At 67.0% G+C, this 22,811-nt stretch carries 22 protein-coding genes and 1 tRNA gene; 12 read left to right on the plus strand and 11 right to left on the minus strand.

The window, feature by feature from the left end:
• The first annotated feature begins 273 nt into the window (after positions 1 to 273).
• The 3 genes from nhaA (at position 274) to AB0B25_RS20780 (ending at position 3,156) form a co-directional block, all read left to right on the plus strand.
• A complete protein-coding gene (gene nhaA / locus AB0B25_RS20770; RefSeq protein ID WP_357182065.1) occupies positions 274 to 1,491 on the plus strand; it encodes a Na+/H+ antiporter NhaA in 1,218 nt (405 codons plus the stop codon).
• A 176-nt stretch (positions 1,492 to 1,667) separates the two neighbouring features.
• Positions 1,668 to 2,174 (plus strand): phage holin family protein, encoded by a 507-nt coding sequence (locus tag AB0B25_RS20775; protein WP_357181847.1) that lies wholly within the window; start codon positions 1,668 to 1,670, stop codon positions 2,172 to 2,174.
• Positions 2,175 to 2,220: 46 nt separating this feature from the next.
• Positions 2,221 to 3,156: an alpha/beta hydrolase gene (locus AB0B25_RS20780; RefSeq protein ID WP_357181850.1), complete on the plus strand. Its 936-nt coding sequence runs from the start codon at positions 2,221 to 2,223 to the stop codon at positions 3,154 to 3,156.
• A gap of 62 nt (positions 3,157 to 3,218) precedes the next feature.
• Here AB0B25_RS20780 and AB0B25_RS20785 read toward each other — a convergent pair whose 3' ends face one another.
• The 4 genes from AB0B25_RS20785 to nth form a co-directional block, all read right to left on the minus strand.
• Positions 3,219 to 4,412: a MarP family serine protease gene (locus AB0B25_RS20785; protein ID WP_357181853.1), complete on the minus strand. Its 1,194-nt coding sequence runs from the start codon at positions 4,410 to 4,412 to the stop codon at positions 3,219 to 3,221.
• Positions 4,409 to 5,125, minus strand: a complete 717-nt coding sequence (locus AB0B25_RS20790) for a CoA pyrophosphatase (RefSeq protein ID WP_357181856.1) — start codon at positions 5,123 to 5,125, stop codon at positions 4,409 to 4,411. Before AB0B25_RS20790 ends, AB0B25_RS20785 begins: the two co-directional genes overlap by 4 nt.
• Positions 5,126 to 5,210: 85 nt before the next feature.
• Entirely contained in the window at positions 5,211 to 5,858 is a 648-nt protein-coding gene (locus AB0B25_RS20795) for a TlpA disulfide reductase family protein (protein WP_357181859.1), read from the minus strand.
• Positions 5,855 to 6,556 (minus strand): endonuclease III, encoded by a 702-nt coding sequence (gene nth, locus AB0B25_RS20800; protein WP_357182068.1) that lies wholly within the window; start codon positions 6,554 to 6,556, stop codon positions 5,855 to 5,857. The genes AB0B25_RS20795 and nth overlap by 4 nt, the downstream gene beginning before the upstream one ends.
• A 223-nt stretch (positions 6,557 to 6,779) precedes the next feature.
• Here nth and AB0B25_RS20805 point away from each other — a divergent pair, with 223 nt between their 5' ends.
• On the plus strand, positions 6,780 to 7,022 hold the full coding sequence (locus tag AB0B25_RS20805; protein ID WP_357181862.1) for a hypothetical protein: 243 nt from the start codon (positions 6,780 to 6,782) through the stop codon (positions 7,020 to 7,022).
• A 218-nt stretch (positions 7,023 to 7,240) separates the two neighbouring features.
• Positions 7,241 to 7,915 (plus strand): Crp/Fnr family transcriptional regulator, encoded by a 675-nt coding sequence (locus tag AB0B25_RS20810; RefSeq protein ID WP_011206875.1) that lies wholly within the window; start codon positions 7,241 to 7,243, stop codon positions 7,913 to 7,915.
• 74 nt (positions 7,916 to 7,989) lie between these two features.
• Here the strand turns inward: AB0B25_RS20810 and AB0B25_RS20815 are convergent, their stop codons facing one another.
• From AB0B25_RS20815 to AB0B25_RS20825, 3 genes are read right to left on the minus strand one after another with little or no spacing between them, the layout of a single operon-like run.
• Positions 7,990 to 8,781, minus strand: coding sequence for an MBL fold metallo-hydrolase (locus tag AB0B25_RS20815; protein ID WP_357181865.1), 792 nt, complete (start codon positions 8,779 to 8,781; stop codon positions 7,990 to 7,992).
• Between the two features lie 40 nt (positions 8,782 to 8,821).
• The gene (locus AB0B25_RS20820) at positions 8,822 to 9,280 is read right to left on the minus strand and encodes a RidA family protein (protein ID WP_357181868.1); all 459 of its coding nucleotides are present in this window, start codon (positions 9,278 to 9,280) and stop codon (positions 8,822 to 8,824) included.
• Positions 9,281 to 9,295: 15 nt separating this feature from the next.
• The gene (locus tag AB0B25_RS20825) at positions 9,296 to 9,457 is read right to left on the minus strand and encodes a DUF4177 domain-containing protein (protein WP_357181871.1); all 162 of its coding nucleotides are present in this window, start codon (positions 9,455 to 9,457) and stop codon (positions 9,296 to 9,298) included.
• 963 nt (positions 9,458 to 10,420) lie between these two features.
• On the opposite strand from AB0B25_RS20825, the gene AB0B25_RS20830 reads away from it, so the two are divergent.
• Together AB0B25_RS20830 and AB0B25_RS20835 are read left to right on the plus strand one after the other, a co-directional pair.
• Positions 10,421 to 11,440, plus strand: a complete 1,020-nt coding sequence (locus AB0B25_RS20830; RefSeq protein WP_357182071.1) for an ArsA-related P-loop ATPase — start codon at positions 10,421 to 10,423, stop codon at positions 11,438 to 11,440.
• Complete coding sequence (locus AB0B25_RS20835; protein WP_357181874.1) at positions 11,437 to 12,576, plus strand: ArsA family ATPase; 1,140 nt, start codon at positions 11,437 to 11,439, stop codon at positions 12,574 to 12,576. The genes AB0B25_RS20830 and AB0B25_RS20835 overlap by 4 nt, the downstream gene beginning before the upstream one ends.
• A 127-nt stretch (positions 12,577 to 12,703) precedes the next feature.
• On the opposite strand, the gene AB0B25_RS20840 is transcribed toward AB0B25_RS20835, so the two are convergent.
• A complete protein-coding gene (locus tag AB0B25_RS20840; protein ID WP_063052033.1) occupies positions 12,704 to 13,027 on the minus strand; it encodes a WhiB family transcriptional regulator in 324 nt (107 codons plus the stop codon).
• 369 nt (positions 13,028 to 13,396) lie between these two features.
• Between AB0B25_RS20840 and AB0B25_RS20845 the strand changes: the two genes are divergently transcribed.
• Positions 13,397 to 15,766 carry a transglycosylase domain-containing protein gene (locus AB0B25_RS20845; RefSeq protein ID WP_357181877.1) on the plus strand — a complete coding sequence of 790 codons (2,370 nt, stop codon included), beginning with the start codon at positions 13,397 to 13,399 and terminating at the stop codon, positions 15,764 to 15,766.
• A 59-nt stretch (positions 15,767 to 15,825) separates the two neighbouring features.
• Here the strand turns inward: AB0B25_RS20845 and AB0B25_RS20850 are convergent, their stop codons facing one another.
• The gene (locus AB0B25_RS20850; RefSeq protein ID WP_357181880.1) at positions 15,826 to 16,290 is read right to left on the minus strand and encodes a GatB/YqeY domain-containing protein; all 465 of its coding nucleotides are present in this window, start codon (positions 16,288 to 16,290) and stop codon (positions 15,826 to 15,828) included.
• 142 nt (positions 16,291 to 16,432) lie between these two features.
• On the opposite strand from AB0B25_RS20850, the gene AB0B25_RS20855 reads away from it, so the two are divergent.
• The 4 genes from AB0B25_RS20855 (at position 16,433) to AB0B25_RS20870 (ending at position 20,506) form a co-directional block, all read left to right on the plus strand.
• Positions 16,433 to 17,395, plus strand: a complete 963-nt coding sequence (locus tag AB0B25_RS20855) for a metallophosphoesterase (protein ID WP_357181883.1) — start codon at positions 16,433 to 16,435, stop codon at positions 17,393 to 17,395.
• Positions 17,396 to 18,333: 938 nt separating this feature from the next.
• Complete coding sequence (locus AB0B25_RS20860; RefSeq protein WP_357181886.1) at positions 18,334 to 19,323, plus strand: hypothetical protein; 990 nt, start codon at positions 18,334 to 18,336, stop codon at positions 19,321 to 19,323.
• 60 nt (positions 19,324 to 19,383) lie between these two features.
• A tRNA-Pro gene (locus AB0B25_RS20865) sits at positions 19,384 to 19,457 on the plus strand.
• Between the two features lie 344 nt (positions 19,458 to 19,801).
• Positions 19,802 to 20,506, plus strand: coding sequence for an SDR family NAD(P)-dependent oxidoreductase (locus AB0B25_RS20870; RefSeq protein ID WP_357181888.1), 705 nt, complete (start codon positions 19,802 to 19,804; stop codon positions 20,504 to 20,506).
• 236 nt (positions 20,507 to 20,742) lie between these two features.
• Here the strand turns inward: AB0B25_RS20870 and AB0B25_RS20875 are convergent, their stop codons facing one another.
• Positions 20,743 to 21,333, minus strand: coding sequence for a TetR/AcrR family transcriptional regulator (locus tag AB0B25_RS20875; RefSeq protein WP_357181891.1), 591 nt, complete (start codon positions 21,331 to 21,333; stop codon positions 20,743 to 20,745).
• Positions 21,330 to 22,550 (minus strand): cytochrome P450, encoded by a 1,221-nt coding sequence (locus AB0B25_RS20880; protein WP_357181894.1) that lies wholly within the window; start codon positions 22,548 to 22,550, stop codon positions 21,330 to 21,332. Before AB0B25_RS20880 ends, AB0B25_RS20875 begins: the two co-directional genes overlap by 4 nt.
• Positions 22,551 to 22,811 lie beyond the last annotated feature (261 nt).

Here is a 22,811-nt window from a genome sequence, read left to right on the forward strand (position 1 = left end):
CGCCGAAGGCCGCCAACCCGGCGACACCTCCACCCTCCTCGACCCCACCATCCTCACCACCATCCACACCAACAAAACCTGACCACAAACCGGCGAACGCGGCGCTCGGCGGCCAGTGGCGGAATCCGGAATCCGGATCCGGCACCGGCCGTTCGCGTTAGAATTGCGTACGGTGTGCCGGGAAGTCTGGTCGGCGTGCGTTCGTCTACCCGGCAGCCGATTCGGCGGGAGATGTCCGCTCGTCCTGACCATCCTGCCGGAAGGTTCACCGTGATCACGCAGGTACGTTCGGAACTGACCCGCTATCTTCGCACCGAAACCGCTGGTGGAACACTGCTTCTGATCGCGGCTGCCGTGGCGTTGCTGTGGGTGAACTCGCCGTTTGGCGGGAGCTACGTGACGATGACCGAGACAGTCCTGTCGGTCGAGCCGCTGCACCTCGAGTCAACCTTGGCCGACTGGACCGAGGACGGCTTGCTCGCGGTCTTCTTCTTCGTCGCGGGCCTGGAACTCAAACGCGAACTCGTCGTCGGCGAACTGGCCGACCGCAGGCGGGCCGCCCTGCCGATCATCGCCGCGGTGGGCGGCGTGGTGACACCGGCGCTGATCGCGGCGGCGGTCGGGTTCGGCGTCCCTGGCATGGAGCGTGGCTGGGCTATCCCGGTCGCCACCGACATCGCGTTCGCGTTGGCCGTGCTCGCGCTGACCGGTTCACGGGTTCCGGCAAGCGCGCGAATTTTCCTGCTCAGTCTCGCGGTGGTCGATGATCTGATGGCGATCATCCTGATCGCAGTGTTGTTCACCGCCGCACTGTCGGTGCTGTGGCTACTGGTGGCGGCGGCCTGCTTCGCCGGGTGGGCACTGGCCCAGCACCGACGAATCAGCACACCGTTCCTCTATCTCCCGCTGGCGCTGGTGTCCTGGTACGCGCTGCACGAGGCGGGGATCCATCCGACCATGGCCGGCGTGGCGCTCGGCCTACTCACCAGGGTCCGGCCGGACCAGGGCGAGGAGACCGCGCCGGCCACCCACCTCGAGCACATCCTCCAGCCGATCTCCGCCGGGCTGTGCGTTCCGCTGTTCGCGCTGTTCGCCTCGGGAGTTCCGTTGGACACCACGGTGTTCGGCGAACTGTTCACCGACAGGCTCGCGCTGGCCGTGATTCTCGGCATGCTGATCGGCAAAACCGTCGGCATCTTCGGGATCAGCTGGGTGGCAATCCGGTTGGGCATCGCGAAGCGTCCGATGGGTCTGGGCTATCGGGACATGTTCGCCCTGTCGGTGCTCGGCGCGATCGGCTTCACGGTTAGCCTTCTCATGGCGGAACTCGCGCTGGCCGACATCGGAGTCGGATCCGCCGTCGAACTGGCAAAGGCCGCTGTGTTGGTCACATCAATGGCGGCGTCGCTCGCCGGTTCGGCGCTACTGTTGCGGCGTGGGCGTGCCCACCAAGCGCGGCGGGACGCACGAACACTACAACGAGAAGAATAATGCGGGGCGAGCGATGTGCCCGGAGGCGGTAGCCTGCGTGACCACGTAGGGCACCGCGAGCCCCGCAGACCGAACACAGCGGGGCGAGCGATGTGCCCGGAGGCGGTAGGGCCTCGCGAGCACCGCACATCGAATGGAGTCGAAGCAGTGCAGGGACAGGGAGAAGGGTCGACCAAGTGAGTTTCAACCACGGCGGTAACGGGAACGACGCACAGCGCGGTCGTACAGTGACCTCCATTCCCCTGTCGGACGCGGATCCCCTGGGCTCGGCGAGCTTCGGGAGTCTGGTCCGCGATGCCACCGAGCAGATGTCGACCCTGGTCCGGGCCGAGGTCGAACTGGCCAAGGCAGAAGTCACCGGCGAGATCAAAAAGGCCCTGCAGGGCAGTGTCTATTTCATCCTCGCCCTGACCGTCCTGCTGTTCAGCACCTTCTTCTTTTTCTTCTTCGTCGGTGAACTGCTCGACGTATGGCTGGTGCGCTGGGCAGCGTTCCTGATCGTTTTCCTGCTGATGATCGTGGCGACCGCGGCGCTCGCGTTCCTCGGCTACCGGCGAGTGAAGAAACTGCGCGCCCCGGAGAAGACGATCGACTCGCTCAAGCAGGCGCGCACGGTGCTGCCGCACAGTCTCGGCGCAGCCGCCGATGACGACCGTCTCGCACTGGAGAAGCGGGCTTACTAGGCGTGGTTTTCCCCTCCGGGTACCGCGACTACTAGGCTCGATCGGCGTGTCGTCGAACTCGCTTCCGGATCCGTCCAGCGTCCGTTACGACGGACCATGGACGCATCGGGATGTCCATGCCAACGGCATTCGATTCCATATCGTGGAGGCGGCCGCCGAGCGTGCCGACGTACCACTGGTGGTGCTGCTGCACGGCTTCGCGGACTTCTGGTGGTCCTGGCGTCACCAGCTGACCGGTCTGGCCGAACTCGGCTATCGCGCTGTCGCCGTCGACCTGCGTGGCTACGGCGACAGTGACAAACCGCCACGCGGTTACGACGGCTGGACGCTGGCGGGTGACGTCGCAGGACTCATCCGTGCGCTGGGCTACACCGACGCCACGTTGGTCGGGCACGCCGATGGCGGGCTGGTCTGCTGGACCACCGCGGTGTTGCATCCACGGTTGGTCCGCTCGATAGCGCTGGTCGGCTCGCCGCATCCGTCGGCGCTGAAGACCGCCGTCTTACGCACCCGCCGCCAGCGCGCGGCCTGGCTGCCGAACTTCCTGCGCTACCAGCCGCCGCGCTACGGCGAGCACCTGCTGACCACCGCGGACGGCGTCGAGGTGGAACGGCTGCTGCGGCAGCGGGTGAGCCTGGGCTGGTCGGGCACCGCCGAATTCGTCGACACCGCGCGGCGGATGCGGTCGGCCATCCAGATTCCCGGCGCCGCGCATTGCGCGCTGGAGTACCAGCGCTGGGCGTTCCGCAGCCAGTGGCGTCCGGACGGCCGCCGATTCATGGCAACCATGCGCGAGCCGATCCACATTCCAGTCTTGGCCATGCGCGGCGACCTCGACCCCTATGTCCTGGCAGGAACCGTCCGCCGCGCCCATCATCTCTCGCCCGAACGTCGCTTGGTCAGCATTCCCGCGGCTGGCCACTTCGCCCATCAAGAAAACCCGGACGCCGTCACGACGGAACTGTCCAAACTTCTCGGCTGAACCCTCCTGCCGTCCTACCGGCGATCGGCCGCCCCCGCCACCTGCGTGGCCGGGGCGCCGATTCAGCTGAGAACGCACGCCCCGGTGTCGACCGGATCGTAGATCCCAGCAGCCGCGTCGAGCTGCGCGTGGACCTCCGCGAGCGTGAGGACATAACCGGTGTCGTCGTCGGTGACCGCGGCGCCGAAGACCACACCGAGCACTTGACCATCCGTATCCACCAGCGGCCCTCCGGAATTACCCGCCCGCACCTGGCCGCGCACCGTGTATACCTCACGCTCCACGGTTCCGTTGCGGTAGATGGTCGGTCCGGTGAGGTCGAGCGTCTCGCGAACACGGGCCGCGCTGGCGGTGTACGGGCCGCCGCCCGGGTAGCCGAGCACGATGGCGCTGTCTCCCGAGCGCGCAGGCGAGGGCGCCTGCGGGACCACCGAAGCGGTCAGCCCGGGTACCGCGAGCACTGCGACGTCCTTGGACGGGTCGAACAGCACCACGATGGCGTCTAGCGGGCCGCGCGGGGTGTCCACCGCGACGCTGGTGGTGCCCGCGACCACGTGGGCGTTGGTCATCACCCGTTCGGGCGCGATCACGAATCCCGAACCCTCCAACGCCCGCTGGCAACTCGGCGCGACACCGCGGATGCGCAGCACGCTCTGCTGCAACGACGCCGCAACCGGGCTGGCGAGCACACTCGGATCGGGTGGCTCGACGGCCGCGATCGGCGCGCGGCCGAACGGCCCGATCACGTCCGGCAGACCGGAGGTGTTGAGCAGCTTGGAGAACTCGTTGGGCAGCCGGCGCAGCCAGTTCGGCGCGACGTCATTGACGTCGGCGAGCACCCGCGAGCCGTTGATCGCGGTCGCGATCGCCGGCTGTGACGAGGTGGCCAACGGCAACGCCAGCAGCCAGGCGGTCACCAGCACGGCCACCGCCTGCAGCACGGCGCCGACCGCGCTGTCCACACTGCGGGTCAACGGGTGGTGCATGCCGCTGCGCGCGGCGCGGCCGAGCACCATGCCCGCGACTTCACCGACGATCACCAGCACCACGATGAGCAGCACACCGGTCAACACCCTGGTGCGTCCCTCGTCGACGTGGACCAGGATGTGTGGCGCGATCAGAATGCCCGCGACCGCACCGAGCACCACACCGAGAAAGGCGAGCGCGGAGGCGACCGCGCCTTGCCGCCACCCCGAGGAGGCAGCCAGCAGCGCGAGCAGCACGACCGCGATGTCGAGCCAGGCCGACGAACTCATAGCGTCATCCCCAGGGCAGCGAGTGCGGTCTCCAGATCACGAACATCCTCGTGATCCCATTCCAATTCCCAGCCGCCGGCCCGGAAGATCCCGGCGAGGATGCCGCCGGTCAGGCCCCAGACCAGCATCCCGTCCACCTGGAAGGCCGGGCTCTGGTAGCCGAGGGCGCTCCTGACCAAGAAGCGGTTCGCCGGATCGAGGAGTTGGGCGACCGGAACGCGAGCAACCCGCTCGGTCTCGCTCTCGTCCACCACACGGACCTCGCTCGGCGTTCGCCAGTACGCGACCACCGGCGTCACGTCGAACCGAGACGGCGGAACGAACAGTTTCGGAAGCACAGCGATGGGTTGAACGCCCGCGCCGTCCAGGCCCGTCTCCTCGCAGGCTTCGCGCAACGCGGTGTCGATCGGCCCGGCATCGCCCGGGTCCACCGCACCGCCGGGGAACGCGACCTGGCCGCGATGCTGTCGCATTGTGGACGCGCGCTGGGTGAGCAGCACCTCCGCGTCGGCGGGCAGTCCACCGGGCGCGTTCGGGTCCGCCTCGGGCGAGCCGCCGAACAGCACGAGCACCGCGGCCTGCCTCGGCGTCGATGTCACGGCCATGGCCCTGCGCAGCGCACGGGCCGCCGCCAAGGTATCCGCGGTATCGGCGGCCGGATCTGCCGCCCTGCTCAGCCACTTCGGAATATCTTGCGGCACAGGGATGGTCATCGCACACCTCCCCCACACACTATGCCGCCGACCCGAGTGAACACCCGCACCGATACCTCCACAACCGATCCGTTCGCCCACTGTGTCATGCGGCCACTCCGAGCTCGCCCGCGACGGTGTTCGCGATGTCCTCGACCCCGTTGAATGCCCGCACCACCACCTCGGCGACCGACCCATCCGACCGCACGAGCACCGAAATCGGTAGCACTGCGGGGGCGCCGACAGCCGCGCGCACCCGCGAGTCACCGTCGAGCACGCCAGGAAGTTTCACCGTCAGTCCAGTCAGCCGAGACAGTGCTTTGGCCTCATCAGGGTCGCTGTGCACGGTCAGCACCGTAATCGCGTTCGCTGCGCGTCGTGCGTATTGCTGCAAATAAGGCAACTCCTGAGCGCATGGTGCACACCAGTAGGCCCAGAGATTCAGCAGCGCGGGCTTGCCCGCCATAGCCGCCGCCAGATCCACCGGCCGCCCGTCTGCCAGGCATTCCAGTGTGATGCCTGCCAGTGGGCCGTTCCCGGCGGCGCCTGCCGCGGGTTGCGGGCAGGCCGCCAGACCTGCCTCGGCGCGCAGGGCACTCGACACTCCGGTCGGCTGTTGTCGACCCGGGTTCGCTTCGCCATCGTCCCCACGCGGCCACAAGGCCACCGCGAGTGCCACCACCGCGATCACACCGACAATCCCCCACCGCCACGCTGGTCCCGCGACTTTCCCGCTGGATGGTTCCGAACTCACCGGCCCACCAGCTCGAGCAGATGCTCCCGCTCCGGTCCTTTCACCAGTTGGGCCGCGGCCGCCGGATCGGTCGGCCCGATGCCGAACGAGGGGCAGTCCTTGGCCAGGATGCAGGCGCCGCACGCGGGCCTGCGGGCATGGCACACCCGCCGCCCGTGGAAGATCACGCGGTGCGACAGCATGGTCCATTCCTTGCGCTCGATCAGCGCACCCACGAGGTGTTCGACCTTCACCGGATCTTCCTCGGAGGTCCACTGCCAGCGACGCACCAGACGGCCGAAATGAGTGTCGACGGTGATGCCGGGCACCCCGAAGGCATTACCCAGGATCACGTTGGCGGTCTTGCGACCGATGCCCGGCAAACGGACCAGTTCGACCAGGGTGTGAGGCAACTCACTGTCGTACTGTTCCAGCAGCGCCTGCCCCAGCCCGATCAACGACGTGGTCTTGTTGCGATAGAACCCGGTGGGTCGGATGTATTCCTCCAGCTCCGCGCGGTTTGCCTCGGCGTAGGAGCGGGCGTCGGGGTAGCGCGCGAACAGCGCCGGAGTGGTCAGATTCACGCGCTCGTCGGTGCACTGCGCGGAAAGTATTGTCGCGACCGCCAATTCGAGCGGAGTGGTGAAGTCGAGTTCACAATGCGCGTCCGGGAATGCGACCGCGAGTTCTCGGTTCATCCGGCGTGCCCTACGGACCAGACCGAGCTGGGTTTCCGCTTGTCGCGCCCGGGTTTTCCGCCTCTGAACCGGGGCGGCGACCGGCCGCGCATCGCCCGCCTCGGAGGCAGACGAAGGCCCGTTCCCGGTGGCAACGGAGGGAGAGACTCGCACGCGTCCACCATACGGAACCGGCAGACAACGTTGTCGTTCCCGTTGACTTGCCGTATTCCATCTGAGACCTGGACAGTGTTTACTGCTCGTCATGCAAGGACTCGCTGTGGTGCTCTTCCCAGTGGTGTTGATGCTGTTCGCACTGGGTATGGAGCGGGTCGAGAATCGGCTCCGCAAGCTTCTCGAACCCGACGAAGAGGTTCAGCAGTACCTGGACAAAGCAAGCAACGCCGAGGTGAAGGAGCTGACAAAGCTCGGCCTCCCCGCCGCCGTAGCCCGAAAGCGCAGACGCCGCGCGCGCGGCGAGGAGATGGATGTGGCCCGAGCAAGCTGACCCGACAGCGAGCCACGGTCTCAGCAGCGGCAGCCGGCGTGACCGCGGAGGGACCCGCGGACGCCGCCGATCGGGAACTGATACGGTTCTCCGCTGCGCCACGCAATCCATTCGTTACGTGGTGTCTGTCACTACGCTGTGATCATGCCGCGTAGACTCCGCTGTTGGCCGAGTCGCATCGGTCCAGTACAGAGCCATTCCCCATAAGGAGCACATTCGTGGACGAGGCCCTCGCCAGAGCAGGCATCTTCCAGGGCGTCGAGCCCACTGCGGTGGCCGCCCTCGCCAAACAACTGCAGCCCGTGGATTTCCCGCGCGGCCACGTCATCTTCAATGAGGGTGAGCCCGGCGACCGGCTGTACATCATCACGTCCGGCAAGGTGAAGATCGGTCGGCGCTCACCCGACGGCCGAGAGAATCTGCTGACCATCATGGGTCCGTCCGACATGTTCGGTGAATTGTCGATCTTCGATCCGGGCCCGCGGACCTCCACCGCGACCACGGTGACCGAAGTCCGCGCCGTAACCATGGACCGGGACGCCCTCAAATCCTGGATCGACCAGCGCCCCGAGATCGCCGAGCAACTGCTGCGCGTGCTCGCCCGGCGCCTGCGCCGCACCAACAACAACCTGGCCGACCTGATCTTCACCGACGTACCCGGCCGAGTCGCCAAGGCACTGCTGCAGCTCGCCCAGCGGTTCGGTACCCAGGAAGCGGGCGCCCTGCGGGTCACCCATGACCTGACCCAGGAGGAGATCGCCCAGTTGGTCGGCGCCTCCCGCGAGACCGTGAACAAGGCGCTCGCCGACTTCGCACACCGCGGCTGGCTGCGCCTCGAGGGCAAGAGCGTGCTTATTTCCGACTCCGAGCGGCTCGCGCGGCGCGCGCGCTGACCCTCGCTCCGACCCCGCGCAACACGCCGGGTCCAGCATTGCACTGAACCCGGCGTGTTTCTGTCGTGTTCGGGCTAGCCGTGCACGCGCAGGTATTCCAACTGTGCCTGCACCGAACTGCGCGCTGCCAACCACAACCGCTTGTCCACATCGGCGTACACCCTGCGCACCACCGCCATCGCGCCCGCGTCCGGCCCGAGCTCTCGCAACGCCGCACGCACCTGGTCGAGCCGCTCCCGTCGATGCGCGATGTAGTACCGCACGATCGGCTCCAGGTCGGGATGATCCGGACCGTGCGCGGGCAACAGCGCCTTGCCCCTGCCCGCCTCGACCAACTTGTCGAGCGACGCCAGGTAGTCGGCCAGCGTGCCATCACTGGAGTCCAGCACGGTCGTGCCGGCGCCGAGGATGGTGTCGCCCGTCAACACCGCGTCGTCGAGTACGAAGCTGACCGAGTCGCCGGTATGTCCCGGCGTATCCAATACCGTGATCCGCAGACCCGCCGCCTCGATCACCTCACCGTTCACCAGCGCACCGTCCGATCCGCGCAGGAAACCGGGATCCCTGGCCCGCACCGGCGTTCCGGTCAGCTCGGCAAGCCGATCGATGCCGCCGGTGTGGTCATGGTGACGGTGGGTGATCAAGGTGAGGGCGATGTCGCCGCCGGTGGCCTCGACGATTGCCCTGCTGTGCGACTTGTCCCGAGGCCCCGGATCGACCACCACACAGTCCGATCGCCCCGGAGCGCGCAGGATCCAGGTATTGGTCCCCTCCAGGGTCATCTGCCCCGGATTGTCCGCCAGCAGCACCGCGGCCGTCTCGGTGACCGGTCGGAGCTGCCCATAAGCGGGGTGTGTCGGCGTCATCGCAAACCTCGGGGTAGAAACGGATGCCGGTACTTCCGGTCTAACGCACCTCAGCGATCAGTTCGACCTCGACCGGGACGTTCAACGGCAGTTCGGCCACGCCCACAGCGGAGCGCGCGTGCCTGCCCGCGTCGCCGAAGACTTGGCCGAGCAACTCCGAAGCGCCGTTGACGACAGTAGGTTGGTCACCGAATCCCGGTGCGGAAGCTACGAACCCGACCACCTTCACGATCCGCACCACCGCGTCGAGCCCGACCAGATCGTGCACCGCCGCCAGCGCGTTCAGCGCACACACCCGTGCCGCGTCCTTGGCCGCCTCGAGCGACACTTCGGCGCCGACCTTGCCGACCGCGGACAAGCGACCAGCCACGAACGGCACCTGGCCAGAGGTGTAGACAAGCGACCCGGTCCGGATCGCTGGGATGTAGGCCGCGACCGGGGCCGCGACGGAGGGCAGGGTCAACCCGAGTTCGGCGAGGTTCTTCTCCCACTGAGTCACTTCGTCATCCCTTCACTACTTGGGGCGCTTGAGGTAGGCAACGTGCTGCTCGCCGGTCGGGCCGGGCAGCACGGTGACCAGCTCCCAGCCGTCAGCACCCCACTGATCGAGAATCTGCTTGGTCGCGTGCGTCAGCAACGGCACGGTCGCGTACTCCCACAAGGTCACATCACTCATGTTCGAGAGCGTAGCTGTGTTTGATCGCAGCGCCCGCGGCGCTGCGGGTTCGCGGCTGTGTTTGTTTGGCAGCGCCTGCGGCGCTGCGTGTTCGCGGCCCTTGTGTGGCTCGCGTCCGAGCGACCGCTGCTTGCGACTTCGTCGCGGGCGCAGCGGCCACTCGGACGCGAGCCGGGCCGCGAACGGGGAATGCTCGGTCTCGCTTCGCTCGGAAGTGGGGGTTGAGCCTGGTTGGGGGGTGTGTTTGTTTGGCAATGACTGGGGTGCTGGGGTTTGAGTTGGGCCGTGGTTGGGGGTGTTCGGTCTGGCTGACACGAAATGGTGGTGACCACGAGTTGGTGATGATGTGCGGGGTTGATCCGTCGTTGTTGTAGTGACCACAAGCCGCAACCTCGCACCAACCGCCACATAGCAAATCTTCCTCACCCACGGCGGAGCGCGCAGCGCCCCTGAACAACTTGGCTCGGAAGTTCGGGGGTGTGGAGGTCGAGGGTTTCGGTTTGTAGCGGCTTGCGGATCATGATGTGTCCGCTTCGGCGCCGAGCCTGGAACTGTTTTCTTCGTCACCACATGCCCGTGGCGGCTTGTTCCGTACGGGCAACGGTTCGTGCCTCACGATTTCCCGGCGGCGGCGGAATCGTCCTCGAAATCGATGGTCCGCGCGGCGCGGTCAGTTCCCCGATGGGCTCGCCGACGTGGTGCGCGTTTGCATGCTGGAACAGGTCGTGCGGCGATGGCGTCAGCACCGAACTGTGCTTTTGCGCGCGTGGAACCGATGATCTGCGTCACCGGCCTGATAGCGGAGGCGTGCGTCATCGTCCATGCCGGAGCATGCGTCGTCCGTCCCGAGCACCGAATACTGTCCGAGATAGTCGCCGGGTCCGCGACCCAGGCGCTGACCGGAGCCTTCGGGCGTGATCTCAGAACGGGTTATAGGCTCCGATCGTGGGAGTACCAACAGCAGTGCCTTTTTCGGCGGAGCCGGCGCCGGACACCGGGTGGCCGAGACGCGCGGAAAAGGCCCGCTTGCACTACGTCTCCGGCAAGGGGGGTACGGGCAAGTCGACGGTTGCCGCGGCGCTGGCGCTGGCGCTCGCCGCCGGCGGCCGCCGAGTGCTGCTGGTGGAAGTGGAAAGCAGGCAGTCGATAGCGCAGCTGTTCGATCTGCCTCCGCTACCACCCACCGAGACCAGGATCGCCACCGCCGACGGTGGCGGCGAAGTGGTCGCGCTCGCGCTCGACATCGAGCACGCTTTTCTCGAGTACCTCGACATGTTCTACAACCTGGGGTTCGCGGGCCGGGCAATGCGCAGGATGGGCGCCATCGAGTTCGTCACCACGATCGCGCCCGGACTCCGCGACGTCATCCTGACCGGCAAGATCAAGGAGTGCGCGGTCCGGGTCGACAAGTCCGGCAAGCGGATCTACGACGAGATCGTGGTGGACGCGCCGCCAACCGGCCGGATCGCCAGCTTCCTCGACGTCACCCAGGCCATGGCCGAGGTGGCCAAAGGCGGGCCGATCGCCTCGCAGGCCGAGGGCGTCTCCAGACTGCTGCATTCGGATCAGACCATGATTCACCTGGTCACCTTGCTGGAGGCGCTGCCGGTACAGGAAACCGCCGACGCAGTCGCGGAGCTGACCGCCGCCGACCTGCGGATCGGGGCGGTGATCGTGAACCGCGCAACCGAAGGCCTGCTACCCACCGACCTGCGCGCACGGGCCGCGCAGGGTGATCTCGACGGCGATGCCATCCGAGCCGCCTTGAGTTCCGCGGGAATCACGTTGTCGGACAATGATTTCCAGGGTTTGATCACCGAGACGGTCGAACACTCGGCCACGCTACAGGCGCAGGACGACAGCGCGGCGGAACTGGCGAAGGTCGATGTGCCCCGCCTCTACCTATCCGCTCTCGCGGACGGGATGGACCTGGGCGGCCTCTACGAACTAGCCGAACACCTCAGCGCGCAGGGAGTCCGATGAGCACGCCCAGCCCCTCCGTGGCTACCCCGCTGGATATTTCGCAGATCATCGGCGACCAGTCGGCCCGAGTGGTGGTCTGCTGCGGGTCCGGCGGGGTGGGCAAGACGACCACGGCTGCCGCGATCGCGCTGCGCGCGGCCGAACAGGGGCGCAAGGTCGTAGTGCTCACCATCGACCCGGCCCGCCGACTTGCCCAGTCACTCGGCGTCGCCGAGTTGGACAACAGTCCGCAGCGGGTGGCACTCGGCCCAGAGGCCAAGGGCGAGCTGCACGCGATGATGCTCAATATGCGTCGCACCTTCGACGATATGGTGCTCGAGCACACCAACCCGGAAAAGGCCGAGCAGATTTTCGCCAACCCCTTCTACCAGACGGTCGCGTCCTCCTTCGGCGGCACGCAGGAGTACATGGCGATGGAGAAGCTGGGGCAGCTGGCCCACCAGGGTGAGTGGGACCTGATCGTGGTCGACACCCCGCCTTCGCGCAATGCTCTCGACTTCTTGGACGCGCCCAAGCGGCTGAACAACTTCCTCAACGGCCGGATGATCCGGGTGATCATGGCGCCGGGCCGCGGTGTCACCCGCCTGGTGACCGGCGCGATGAGTCTGGCGGTGCGCGCGGTGTCCACCATCGTCGGCGGGCAGATGCTCAAGGACGCGTCGAACTTCCTGCAGTCACTGGATTCGCTGTTCGGCGGATTCCAGGACCGAGCCGACCGTACCTTCGCGATGCTGTCGAAGCCGGGGACGCACTTCCTGGTGGTCGCGGCCGCGGAACCGGACGCGTTACGAGAAGCCTCGTTCTTCGTCGACCGCCTCTCCAGCGACCGTATGCCGCTGGCCGGGCTGGTCCTGAACCGGACGCACCCGGCGCTCAGTCCCGTGCCGGCCGACCACGCGCTCACCGCCGCCGACCAGCTCGTCGAGTCCGATCCGCTCGCTGCGGCGGTGTTGCGCGTCCATGCGCACCGGATGGCCACCGACCGACGGGAACAGCACCTACTACACCGCTTCACCAGCGCGCACCCGCGAGTGCCGATCGTCACGGTGACCGCGCTTCCGTTCGAGGTGTCCGATCTCGACGCACTGCGGGTCGTCGGCGATCAGCTCACCCGCACCGTTCGGGCCGCCGTCTGACACACGCGCGCTGCCGCCTTGGGTGCGACCCAAGAGCTGACCCCCGAACGAAACCGAGCCCGCTTGCGCGGGCTCGGTTTTCGTTGTTCTGGGACTGTCGCTTACTGGACTGGGTTGCTCGCAGGGATTACATCGCTACCTGATGCTGCCGCTGGGCCTGGAAGAAATCGGCCCAGGACGTCACCTCCGGATGCTGCTTGAGCAGTGCGCGGCGCTGCCGCTCGGTCATGCCGCCCCACACACCGAACTCGACGCGATTGTCGAGGGCGTCGGCACCACACTGCATGAGCACCGGGCAGTGCCGGCAGATCGTCGCCGCCTTGCGCTGAGCCGCGCCACGGACGAACAACTGATCGGGATCTACTTCCTTGCATCGAGCCTGGGCTACCCAGGCGATCCTTGCTTCGGCCTGCTCTACGTCCAATCGAGCGATGGGGGTTGTCATTTGCATTTGGTGTGCCCCTTTGCAGTCCGAACACCGGGTCAACGGCGCTCCAGAATCGCGTGTCACCGCCGCAGCAACCCAAACCCCGCTACGAAGTGCACCACATTCCACTTTGAGTGTTAGCTCTATCACACTGGGTTCTCAATCTAGGTAAAGGTATAGCGCTTGCGCAAGACCGTCCCGAGATTTACTGGTACGCCCGTCCCTGCATTGGCGAGTGCACACAGGAAGGTCAGGCAGATTCCGATCAGGCCGTTCCCCGACACGCCAGAGACAAATCCGCGACACGCCCATTTCGGTTCGCGAACCACCAGCTCTTGGCATAGGACAAATGCCGCCACGAACACCCGGAGCGCAACCCGTAGTCTTGGGGTCGTGCCGATCACACATACGCTCGCGAGGCTGGCCGGCAGCTGCGCGCTGGCCGCCGTGCTCGTCGCCGGGTTGTTGTTCCCGCTCGCAGGCGGATTCGGATTCGTCTCCAACCGCGCCGCCGACACCGTCGACAACGTCTCCTCCGAGCTGGTGGAGGGAACGGTGCCCGCGGTCTCGACCATGGTCGACGCGGCAGGCAATCCGATCGCCTGGCTGTACGAGCAACGCCGGTTCGAGGTCCCCAGCGACAAGATCTCCAACAACATGAAGCTTGCGATCGTGTCCATCGAGGACCGACGCTTCGCCGAACACGAGGGCGTGGACTGGCAGGGCACACTGCGCGCGTTCCTCACCAACACGACCAGCGGCGAGGTCCAGCAGGGCGCATCGACGCTGGATCAGCAGTACGTGAAGAACTTCCAGCTGCTCGTGGTCGCCAAGACCGACGCCGAGCGACGCGCCGCCATCGAGACCACCCCGGCCCGCAAGATCCGGGAGATCCGGATGGCGCTCACGCTCGACCGCGAGCTGACCAAGGATGAGATCCTTACCCGATACCTGAACCTCGTCCCCTTCGGTAACTCGTCCTACGGCATCCAGGACGCGGCGAAGACCTACTTCGGTGTCGATGCCGCCGAGCTGAACGTGTCGCAGGCCGCAATGCTCGCCGGCATGGTGCAAAGCTCCTCGAAGCTCAATCCCTACACCAACCCCGAGGGCGTAGTGGCCCGGCGCAACACGGTGCTGGACACCATGATCCAGAACATCCCCAGCCGTGCCGAGGAGTTCCGCGAGGCCAAGACCAAGTCGCTGGGTGTGCTGCCCGAGCCCAAGGGTTTGCCACGCGGCTGCATCGCGGCCAACGACCGCGGTTTCTTCTGTGACTACGCGCTGCAGTACCTCGCCAACGCCGGGATCAGCCGCGAGCAGATCGACAAAGGCGGCTACCTGATCAAGACCACCCTCGATCCGGCGGTGCAGGACTCGGTGAAGCGGTCGGTGAGCGAGGCGGCCAACCCGAGCCTCGACGACATCGCACAGGTCATGTCGGTCGTGGGGCCGGGGCACGACTCGCACCCGGTGATCGCGATGGCGAGCAGCCGCACCTACGGCCTGGACCGGAACGCGAACGAGACCGTACAGCCGCAGCCGTACTCGCTGGTCGGTGACGGCGCGGGCTCGATCTTCAAGCTCTTCACGACCGCGGCCGCCATGGAGAAGGGCCTCGGCATCGACGCCCAACTCGACGTACCCGGCCGGTTCGAAGCCAAAGGCATGGGTAACGGTGGCGCCCGTGGCTGCCCGCCCGCCACCTACTGCGTCGAGAACGCGGGCAAATACAATTCGCCGATGTCGGTGACCGAGGCGTTGGCCACCTCGCCGAACACCGCGTTCGTCAAACTGATCCAGGCCGTCGGGGTCACTCCGACCGTCGATATGGCGATCCGACTGGGAATGCGCACCTACACCGAGGCGGGGACGTCCGGCCACGGCAATCAGAGCCTGGCCGACATGATCAAGGACCAGAACCTCGGCTCCTTCACTCTGGGACCGGTGGCGATCAACCCGCTCGAGTTGTCCAACGTCGCCGCTACGCTGGCCTCGGGTGGCCGATGGTGCGCGCCGAACCCGATCAAGGAGGTCGTCGATCGCGAGGGCAGGCAGGTACCGCTGACGCAGCAGGCCTGCGAGCAGGTCGTCGAACCCGGCTTGGCGAACACCCTTGCCAACGCGATGAGCAAGGACGACATCAGCGGCACCGCCGCGGGCGCGGCTCGCTCGGCGGGCTGGAACTTTCCGCTGTCCGGCAAGACCGGAACTACCGAGAGCCACCGCTCGTCGGCCTTCCTCGGCTTCACCAATTCGCTGGCCGCCGCGGCTTACATCTACGGCGACAGCCCGACACCCGGCGAGATCTGCTCGTTCCCGCTGCACAGCTGCGGCGATGGCAACCTGTTCGGCGGTAACGAACCCGCGCGCACCTGGTTCAACGCGATCAAGCCGGTGATCCCGCTGTTCCCGTCGCCTGGGCTGCCGCCGCTCGATGAGAAGTACGTGCGTGGCGCGAACAACGCTCAGGTGCCCGACGTCGTCGGCAAGAACCAAGGCGAGGCCACCTCCGCACTGGTCGCCGCCGGCTTCCAGGTGTCGCCGGTGACCGGCGCCGGGTCACAACCCAAGGGCACGGTGATGGGCACCGCACCGAACGGCTCAGCGATCCCCGGTTCGGTGATCACGCTCTACATCAGTGACGGCACCGTGCGTGAGGCGCCGCCGCCGGGGCCGCCCCCGCCGCCGCCCGGGGTGCCCGGGCTGCCGCCCCCGCCGCGGCTGCCCCCGATCCCCATCCCTATCCCGTTCCCTCGCTGAGCACCGAAAGGGGCCGCGAACCACACCGGTTCGCGGCCCCTTTCGCGGTGTTCGTCCCGCTACAGTCGCGCCTTCACGGCGGCAGAGATCCGCGAGCCATCGGCCTTGCCGGCCGCGAGGCTGGTGGCGATCTTCATGACCTGGCCCATCTGGCGCATGCCGGGCCGCTCGCCGGATTCCTCGGCTACCTGAGCTATCGCGGTGTCGGCGACATCAGCAACCTCGGCGTCGGTCAACTGGGTCGGTAGGTACTCGTCGATGACGCGGGCCTCGGCGTGTTCGTTTGCCGCCAATTCGCCGCGCCCGGCCTGGGTATAAACCTCGGCGGACTCGTTGCGCTTCTTCGACTCCTTCTGCAGCACGGCGACGACCTCGGCGTCGGAGAGTTCCCGCGCCTGCGCGCCCGCGACCTCGGCGGTCTGGATCGCCGCGAGCAACATCCGCAAGGTAGAAAGGCGCAGCGTGTCCTTGGCTTTCATCGCGGCGGTCATGTCCGTCCGCAGCTGCGATTTGAGTTCCGACATGCAGCTCACGGTAGCCGGTCCGTCGCGGCGGGCCCACCACATTCGCATTGCCGCACGATTTCCCCGGGCTTCCCCCGTCACAGCGAGTGCTTGTGCGGAAACACACTCGGCACCTTCGCACGGGGTCACCTATGCTGGGCAAATGCCCGTGATCTCGACCTCTGCTGTCCGCACGACCGCGCTGGGTGCCGCCGGCGCCGCGGTGGCCGGAATCGGCTACGCCGCGCTGGTCGAACGCAACGCCTTCGTGCTGCGGGAGGCGACCATGCCCGTGCTGGCGCCGGGGTCGTCCTCGTTGCGTGTGCTGCATATCAGCGATCTGCACATGATGCCGAGCCAGAAACTCAAGCAGCAGTGGCTGCGCGAGCTGGACCGACTGGAGCCCGATCTGGTGGTCAACACCGGCGACAACCTCTCGCACCAGAAGTCGGTGCCCGCGGTAGTCCAGGCCCTGGGCGGATTGCTCTCCCGCCCGGGCCTTTTCGTTTTCGGCAGCAACGACTACTTCGCGCCGGTTGCGAAGAACCCGCTGAAGTACTTCAACAAGAACCACCGCCGCACCTTCGGCGCTCCGCTGCCGTGGAAAGACCTGCGAGCTGCTTTCACCGAACGCGGCTGGCTCGATCTGACCCATGTCCGCCGCGACCTCGAAGTGGCGGGTATCCGGATCGCCACCGCCGGTGTGGACGACCCACACCTGCAACGCGACCGCTACGACACCGTCGCGGGCGCCCCGAACCCCTTGGCCGACCTGCGGATCGGTCTGACCCACTCACCCGAGCCGCGGGTGCTGGATCGCTTCGCCGAGGACGGCTACGACTTGGTGATGGCTGGGCACACGCATGGCGGCCAGTTGTGCCTGCCCGGATATGGCGCGCTCGTCACCAACTGCGGCATCGACCGGTCCCGGGTGAAGGGTCCGTCCAAGTGGGGCGAGCACACCCAGCTGCACGTCTCCGCGGGCATCGGCACTTCGCCGTGGGCACCGTACCGATTCTGCTGCCGACCGGAGGCGACCCTGTTGACGCTGGTGGCCGCGCCGCCGAAGCGGCCGGGTGCCACCACTGGCCATGGGGTATCGGCATCGGAGGCCGTCGCCCGCTAAGGTCGCCTGCCGAGACGTGTGTCAGGTAGGGGATAACGGTGAGTGGATTCGACGACCGGCGCGACGACCCGACGGTTCAAGGGCGGCCCGATGCGCCTCGGCCGCGCCAAGCACCGCCCGAGCAACCATATCGGGGCGCCTCGAGCTGGTCGGACAGTAACCGCGCCGACGAACAGGCGCCGCCGACTGTGCAGTGGGGACACGGCGCAGCCGAGCCCCCGGCATTCCACGACCCTGGCAGACCCGCCGCCACACCATGGCGGCGCATAGACGACCAGGCGAGCGAGCGCGATCCGGGTCAACCAGCGCCACTACCGCCACCAGGCACAATGGGCGACCACCAGGCCCAACCGCGCTACGACCGATTCGCCCCGACGTCGCAGTGGCCGGGAGCCGGTGCGCTCGAGCCGACGCGCGAAGGGCATGCCGAGTCCGATCCACGGCAGCCGAGCGCGGGTGCCGTGGGACAGACACCCGGCGCGCAACAACCCGGTCACCTGAACCAATCGGCGTCGGGACCGATGGCGAATCCCGACCCCACCCTGCAATGGCGGCCCGGCGCGGACGGATGGCCCACACCTCAGTGGCCACCACACTCCGCCTCGCCTTCCTGGGCTCCAGGTGGCGGTTTCGCGCCGGACCCTGCCGCACAGGCCGACCCCACGCTCCTTGCCCCGTCGGTCAGGGGGCAGGAGCCGCCCGCGTACTGGACATCGAGCCCACAATCCGCACCTGGCGAAGCCGACCCGACCATGCTGGCGCAGTCATTGGGCGGCTGGCCGCCGAGCGGAGACCAGCAGCCTGGTCAGGATTGGACCGGTCGAAACGACCCGACGGTATCCGCCCCATCCTTCGGCGCGCAGCAATCACCTCCGCCCGGCCCATGGCAGTACGGTCTCGGCTCGTCCACGACGGGCCATGGCCCAGACGATCCGACCATGCTCGGACAACCGCTCGGTGTGTTCAACCACCCTGCGTCGGGCGCGGACTGGTCGAACGCGGGCACTCGGTCGGGGAAAGGTGGGCCGGAGGGGCAGTACGCAGAGGTGATCCCGCTGGAGCGATACCGTTCCGGCTACGACACCGGCCCGTACGGCCAGTTCGGTGGACCGCCACCGGTTCCCGAGATGGCGCCGCACCCCGGCATCGCGCCGAATGGGGGCTCCAGCGGCCGCGGCAAGACATTGCTGGTGGTCGGGGGCGGGCTGGCCGTACTGCTTGTGGTCGTTGCCGCGGTGACGGCGGTAGCACTGACCACTCGTAAGTCGGACGACTCCGCACAGCGGAACGCGCCCTCCATGGTGAGCGCGCTCACCACCACCGCGGGCTCGCAGTCCGCCGCACCGACAACGAGCAAGTCCACGCCGACGACCACCGCGAAAACAGGAAACGAGAGTCCGCTCATCCCGGGCTACCAGGCGGTTGTCGCACCGGACCGCGGCGCGGCCTACGACGTTCCCGCCGACTGGACCATCGCTCCCCGAGGCACCGTGGGCGGCTTCGGCGAACCACCCAACGCAGTGGTGGGCAAAGGCTATGCCAGCGAGGGCAAGGGCTACTGTCCCGGCTCCACCCGCACCGTCGCCTTCCTCACCGGCTCGAACAGCAACGATTCAGCAACCGCGGCAACCGAACTCGGCACGAAGACCGCCACACTCGCTTACAAGAACACACCAGGTACCCCGAGCGCCCCCGTGCCGCTGGCGTCGCTGGACGGGTCGCAGCACGGCATGTTCGTGGAAACCAAAGGCACCGTCGCCCATGCCAAACCCGGCTGCGCTACGACGTACACGATATACACGGTCGCATTCCCGAGCGAGAATGGAAACTTCGTCATGGTGATCGCCGCCGACACCGGAGTCCCCCATGCCCTCGACGCCGAGACGGCCAAACGCATCTTCGCCAGCATCCGGCCCATCGGGGGCTGACTGACCTGCCGGTTTAACGACTCGCCACACCCTGTTGTAAGCTACTGCAGGTTCGCTTCACGGGGTGTGGCGCAGCTTGGTAGCGCGCTTCGTTCGGGACGAAGAGGTCGCAGGTTCAAATCCTGTCACCCCGACTCGTGGTTGAGACGACAAGAAGGCCCCCGACCATGTCACATGGTCGGGGGCCTTTTTTGTTGCCGAGAACAGAGACGTCGCTGAGAACAGAGACGTCGCTGAGAACAGAGACGTCGCTGAGAACAGAGAGACGGTAGCGCCGACAGTCACGAAGATGCTCCCGCATGGGGGAACCGCCGGATGTGCGCCTACAGCTGACCCGTTCCACAAGAAGTTGCGGAAGCTCGGCGTCGCCGGCGAACCGGAACGATGATCGTCGAGCGCCGGTCATTGCGGCGATGCGGCACACCGGACCGAATACCATCCTGAGGCGATACGTTTGCACTCGGCGAAAGGTCCGCACATGAGCAAGCCCGTCGATGGGGCCCTGTCCGGGAAGGTCGCGCTGGTCACTCAGGCTTACACCGGGGTCGGGCGATCGATCGCGAAAGCGCTTGCCGCGCAGGGGGCGCGGGTGGTGATCCATCATCCGCACATCCCTGAGGCAGCTGCGGACGTGCTCGAGGAGATCACCTCCGCCGGCGGTGACGCGGTCGGGCTTGCGGCGGATATCGGTGACCGCACGGAGTACGAAGAGCTGGTACAGGCGCTACTCGAGGACTGCGGCCGGTGGGACGTGCTGGTCACTACCGCGACGGTGCCGGATGCCGAACCGTTCGCACAGATCAGCGGCGAATCGTTCGATAGCTTCGTTGTGGCGGTGCGGGGCGTGTTCCACGGTTTGCAACTCGCCTTGCGGCATCTGGCCGACGGCGGCCGCATCATCACAGTGTGCGACGCCGTCAGTCCGAACGGCGCGATCTACGGCGCGACCCTGGGCGCCGTCGAGCGGCTCGGTCGTGCCGTGTCCGCGGACTTCGCGACGCGGCAGATCACCGTCAACGCGGTCGGTCGTGGCATCACCGAGGCCGCCGACCCGGAACTCGCGGCCGGCGTCGCAGCGCTGAGACAACCCGCCGAGGTGGTCACCTACCTGGTGGGCGAGGCAGGGAAAACTGTGACCGGGCAGGTCGTCCGGCTCGACGGTGCGGCCGAGCCGGTGCAATAGACCAGAGGCCGACGCCGGTCCGCGCCGGCCTCACCTATCCGCTCAGCGCTGCCGCTTGGGCAGCCGCGCGGGTCAGACGGTCAGCACACTGATGGTGTCGAAGCCGATGCGTCCGTTCATGCTGAAGATGCTCGCCAAGACCGAGGCCTACGACCTGCCCGACTACTCGGCACTGATCATCCGACGCTGAGCCGAGGGCCCGACCGGTGCGCCCCACGGTCTCGACCTCCGGATCGTCAGTCGATCGCGGTCCGGTCGTCGAGCAGGAACGGCAACACGAAGTTTCGCAGCATGGCGCGCTCGTCGTCTTCGCCGGCGCCCGGCAGCGTCAACAGTGACACCATCGCCCGGACCATCCACCGGCCGACACGCTGGGCGTGTGGCAGCGGCAGGGTGGGACGGAATCCGGCGACGAAGTTCGCGGCGAGCGCGTCGACCACACCCGGCGAATTCGACAGCTGGGCCACGATTCCGGCGTTGGACGGCTCGAACCACACGGCCAGGTACGGCGTTTTGCGCACCTCGGCGAGCAACGCGGTCAGCAGGTCGAGTAATCGCTCCGCCGGTTCGGCACTCGTCGAGATCGTGCGGTCGCGCCACACTCGCTCAACCACGCGGCGTGCCTCTCTGCTCGCGAAGGCCGCGTAGAGCGTCTGCCGATTCTCGAAGTAGCGGTACAGCGTCGCCCTGGAACAGCCTGCGGCATCGGCGACCTCGGCCATCCCGATTCCGCTGACCCCCTTGTCGATGAACAGCATGCGGACCGCGTCGAGAATGCGCTCGCTCGCCAGCTCGAGGCGACCGCCGGCCAACCAGTCGCCGCTCATGCGACGCACCGAAACGGGACGGTGATCGGCCTGCGAACGTAGGGGCCGTTCGCGTACTCGACCGCGTCGATATCCACTACGTAGTCGGGAAACCGATCAAGCAACTCCTCCAGCGCGACGCGGGCTTGCATCCGCGCGGCGGCCGCGCCGAGGCAATGGTGCGGTCCGTGTCCGAAGGTGAGTATCCGCTGCGGATCCCGATCAATGTCGAGGTCGGCGGCGTCGGCGCCGAACACCCGCTCGTCCAGATTCGCCGAACCGAACACCAGCAGCACCTTTCGTTTCGCCGGCACCGTCACGCCGTCCAACTCGACATCGCGCGTCGTGGTCCGCGCCAAGCACTGCACCGGCGAGGTGAGTCTGGCGAATTCCTCCACGGCTATCCGGATCCGGTCTTTGTCGGCGACGAGGGCGGCGCGCTGCTGCGGGTACTGCTGCAGCAGTTGCACCGCGCCGCCGAGCAGGCCCGTCGTCGTATCGTTTCCGCCCGCGACCATGGTCCAGGCGTAGGCGAGAATCTGCACCAGGCCACGGGTATCCACGTCATCGGCGGCCATCCCCGCCTGAACGAGTAGCGACACCGTGTCCGCACCGGGTTCGCCCCGCCGCCGCCTGACCAACTCGGCGAAGTACCCCATCATCGCCATCGAGGCCGCCTGCGCCAGAGGGTTCGTACGGTCGATGCTGCCCGCGACCACCGCGTCGGTCCACCCGTCGAACCGATCCCGGTCCTGCGCGGGCACCCCCAGGTAGTAGCCCACCACCATGCTCGGCAGCGGCTTGAACAGCTGTTTCACGATGTCGCCCCCGCCATCATGGGCAATCTGGTCCAGGCGTTCGCGGACGAACCGGCGGACCACCGGTTCGACCTCCGCGACCTGACGCGGCGTGAATCCTCGGGCGACCAACTTGCGGAAATCGGTGTGCTGCGGCGGATCCTGCATCACCAGCGGTGGATTGTCAGCCAAGCCGAGTTCGTCGAGTTCGCCGTACTCCACGGTCAGTCCGTCGCGCGAGGAGTACGTCTTGCTGTCACGTGTCGCCGCGTACACGGTGTCGTGGCAGGTGAGCACCCAGTAGTCGCTCTCGGGGCGCCCGGCCGGAACGACGTGGTGCACCGGATCGTACGCGCGGAGTGCGGCGTACATCCCCCACGGCGACCGCCATGTCGGGCCGGAGCACAGCTGGAAAAGTGGCCGATACGGATCGATCAGCATGTAGCGAACGTAAGACAAAATACTTACATTGTCTAGAACATGTTTCAACTCAGTGGGTCGACCGCACCGAAGCATCCCGAAAAACTCTGCCCCCTCCATGGGACGGTCCAGTGTCGATTCAGGAATGCGAAGTCAGGCCTGGCACGCACTCGAGAATTTCTCACACCAGAGAAAGCGCAGGTAGGCGAGCTTTCCGCGGGCGGGACCAGCGGAGTGCGCACCATGCGCGCCCAGATCGCGGGATGATGGAGGCGAGTGCAC

The organism is Nocardia sp. NPDC049190 (assembly GCF_040648115.1).
Lineage (GTDB): Bacteria > Actinomycetota > Actinomycetes > Mycobacteriales > Mycobacteriaceae > Nocardia.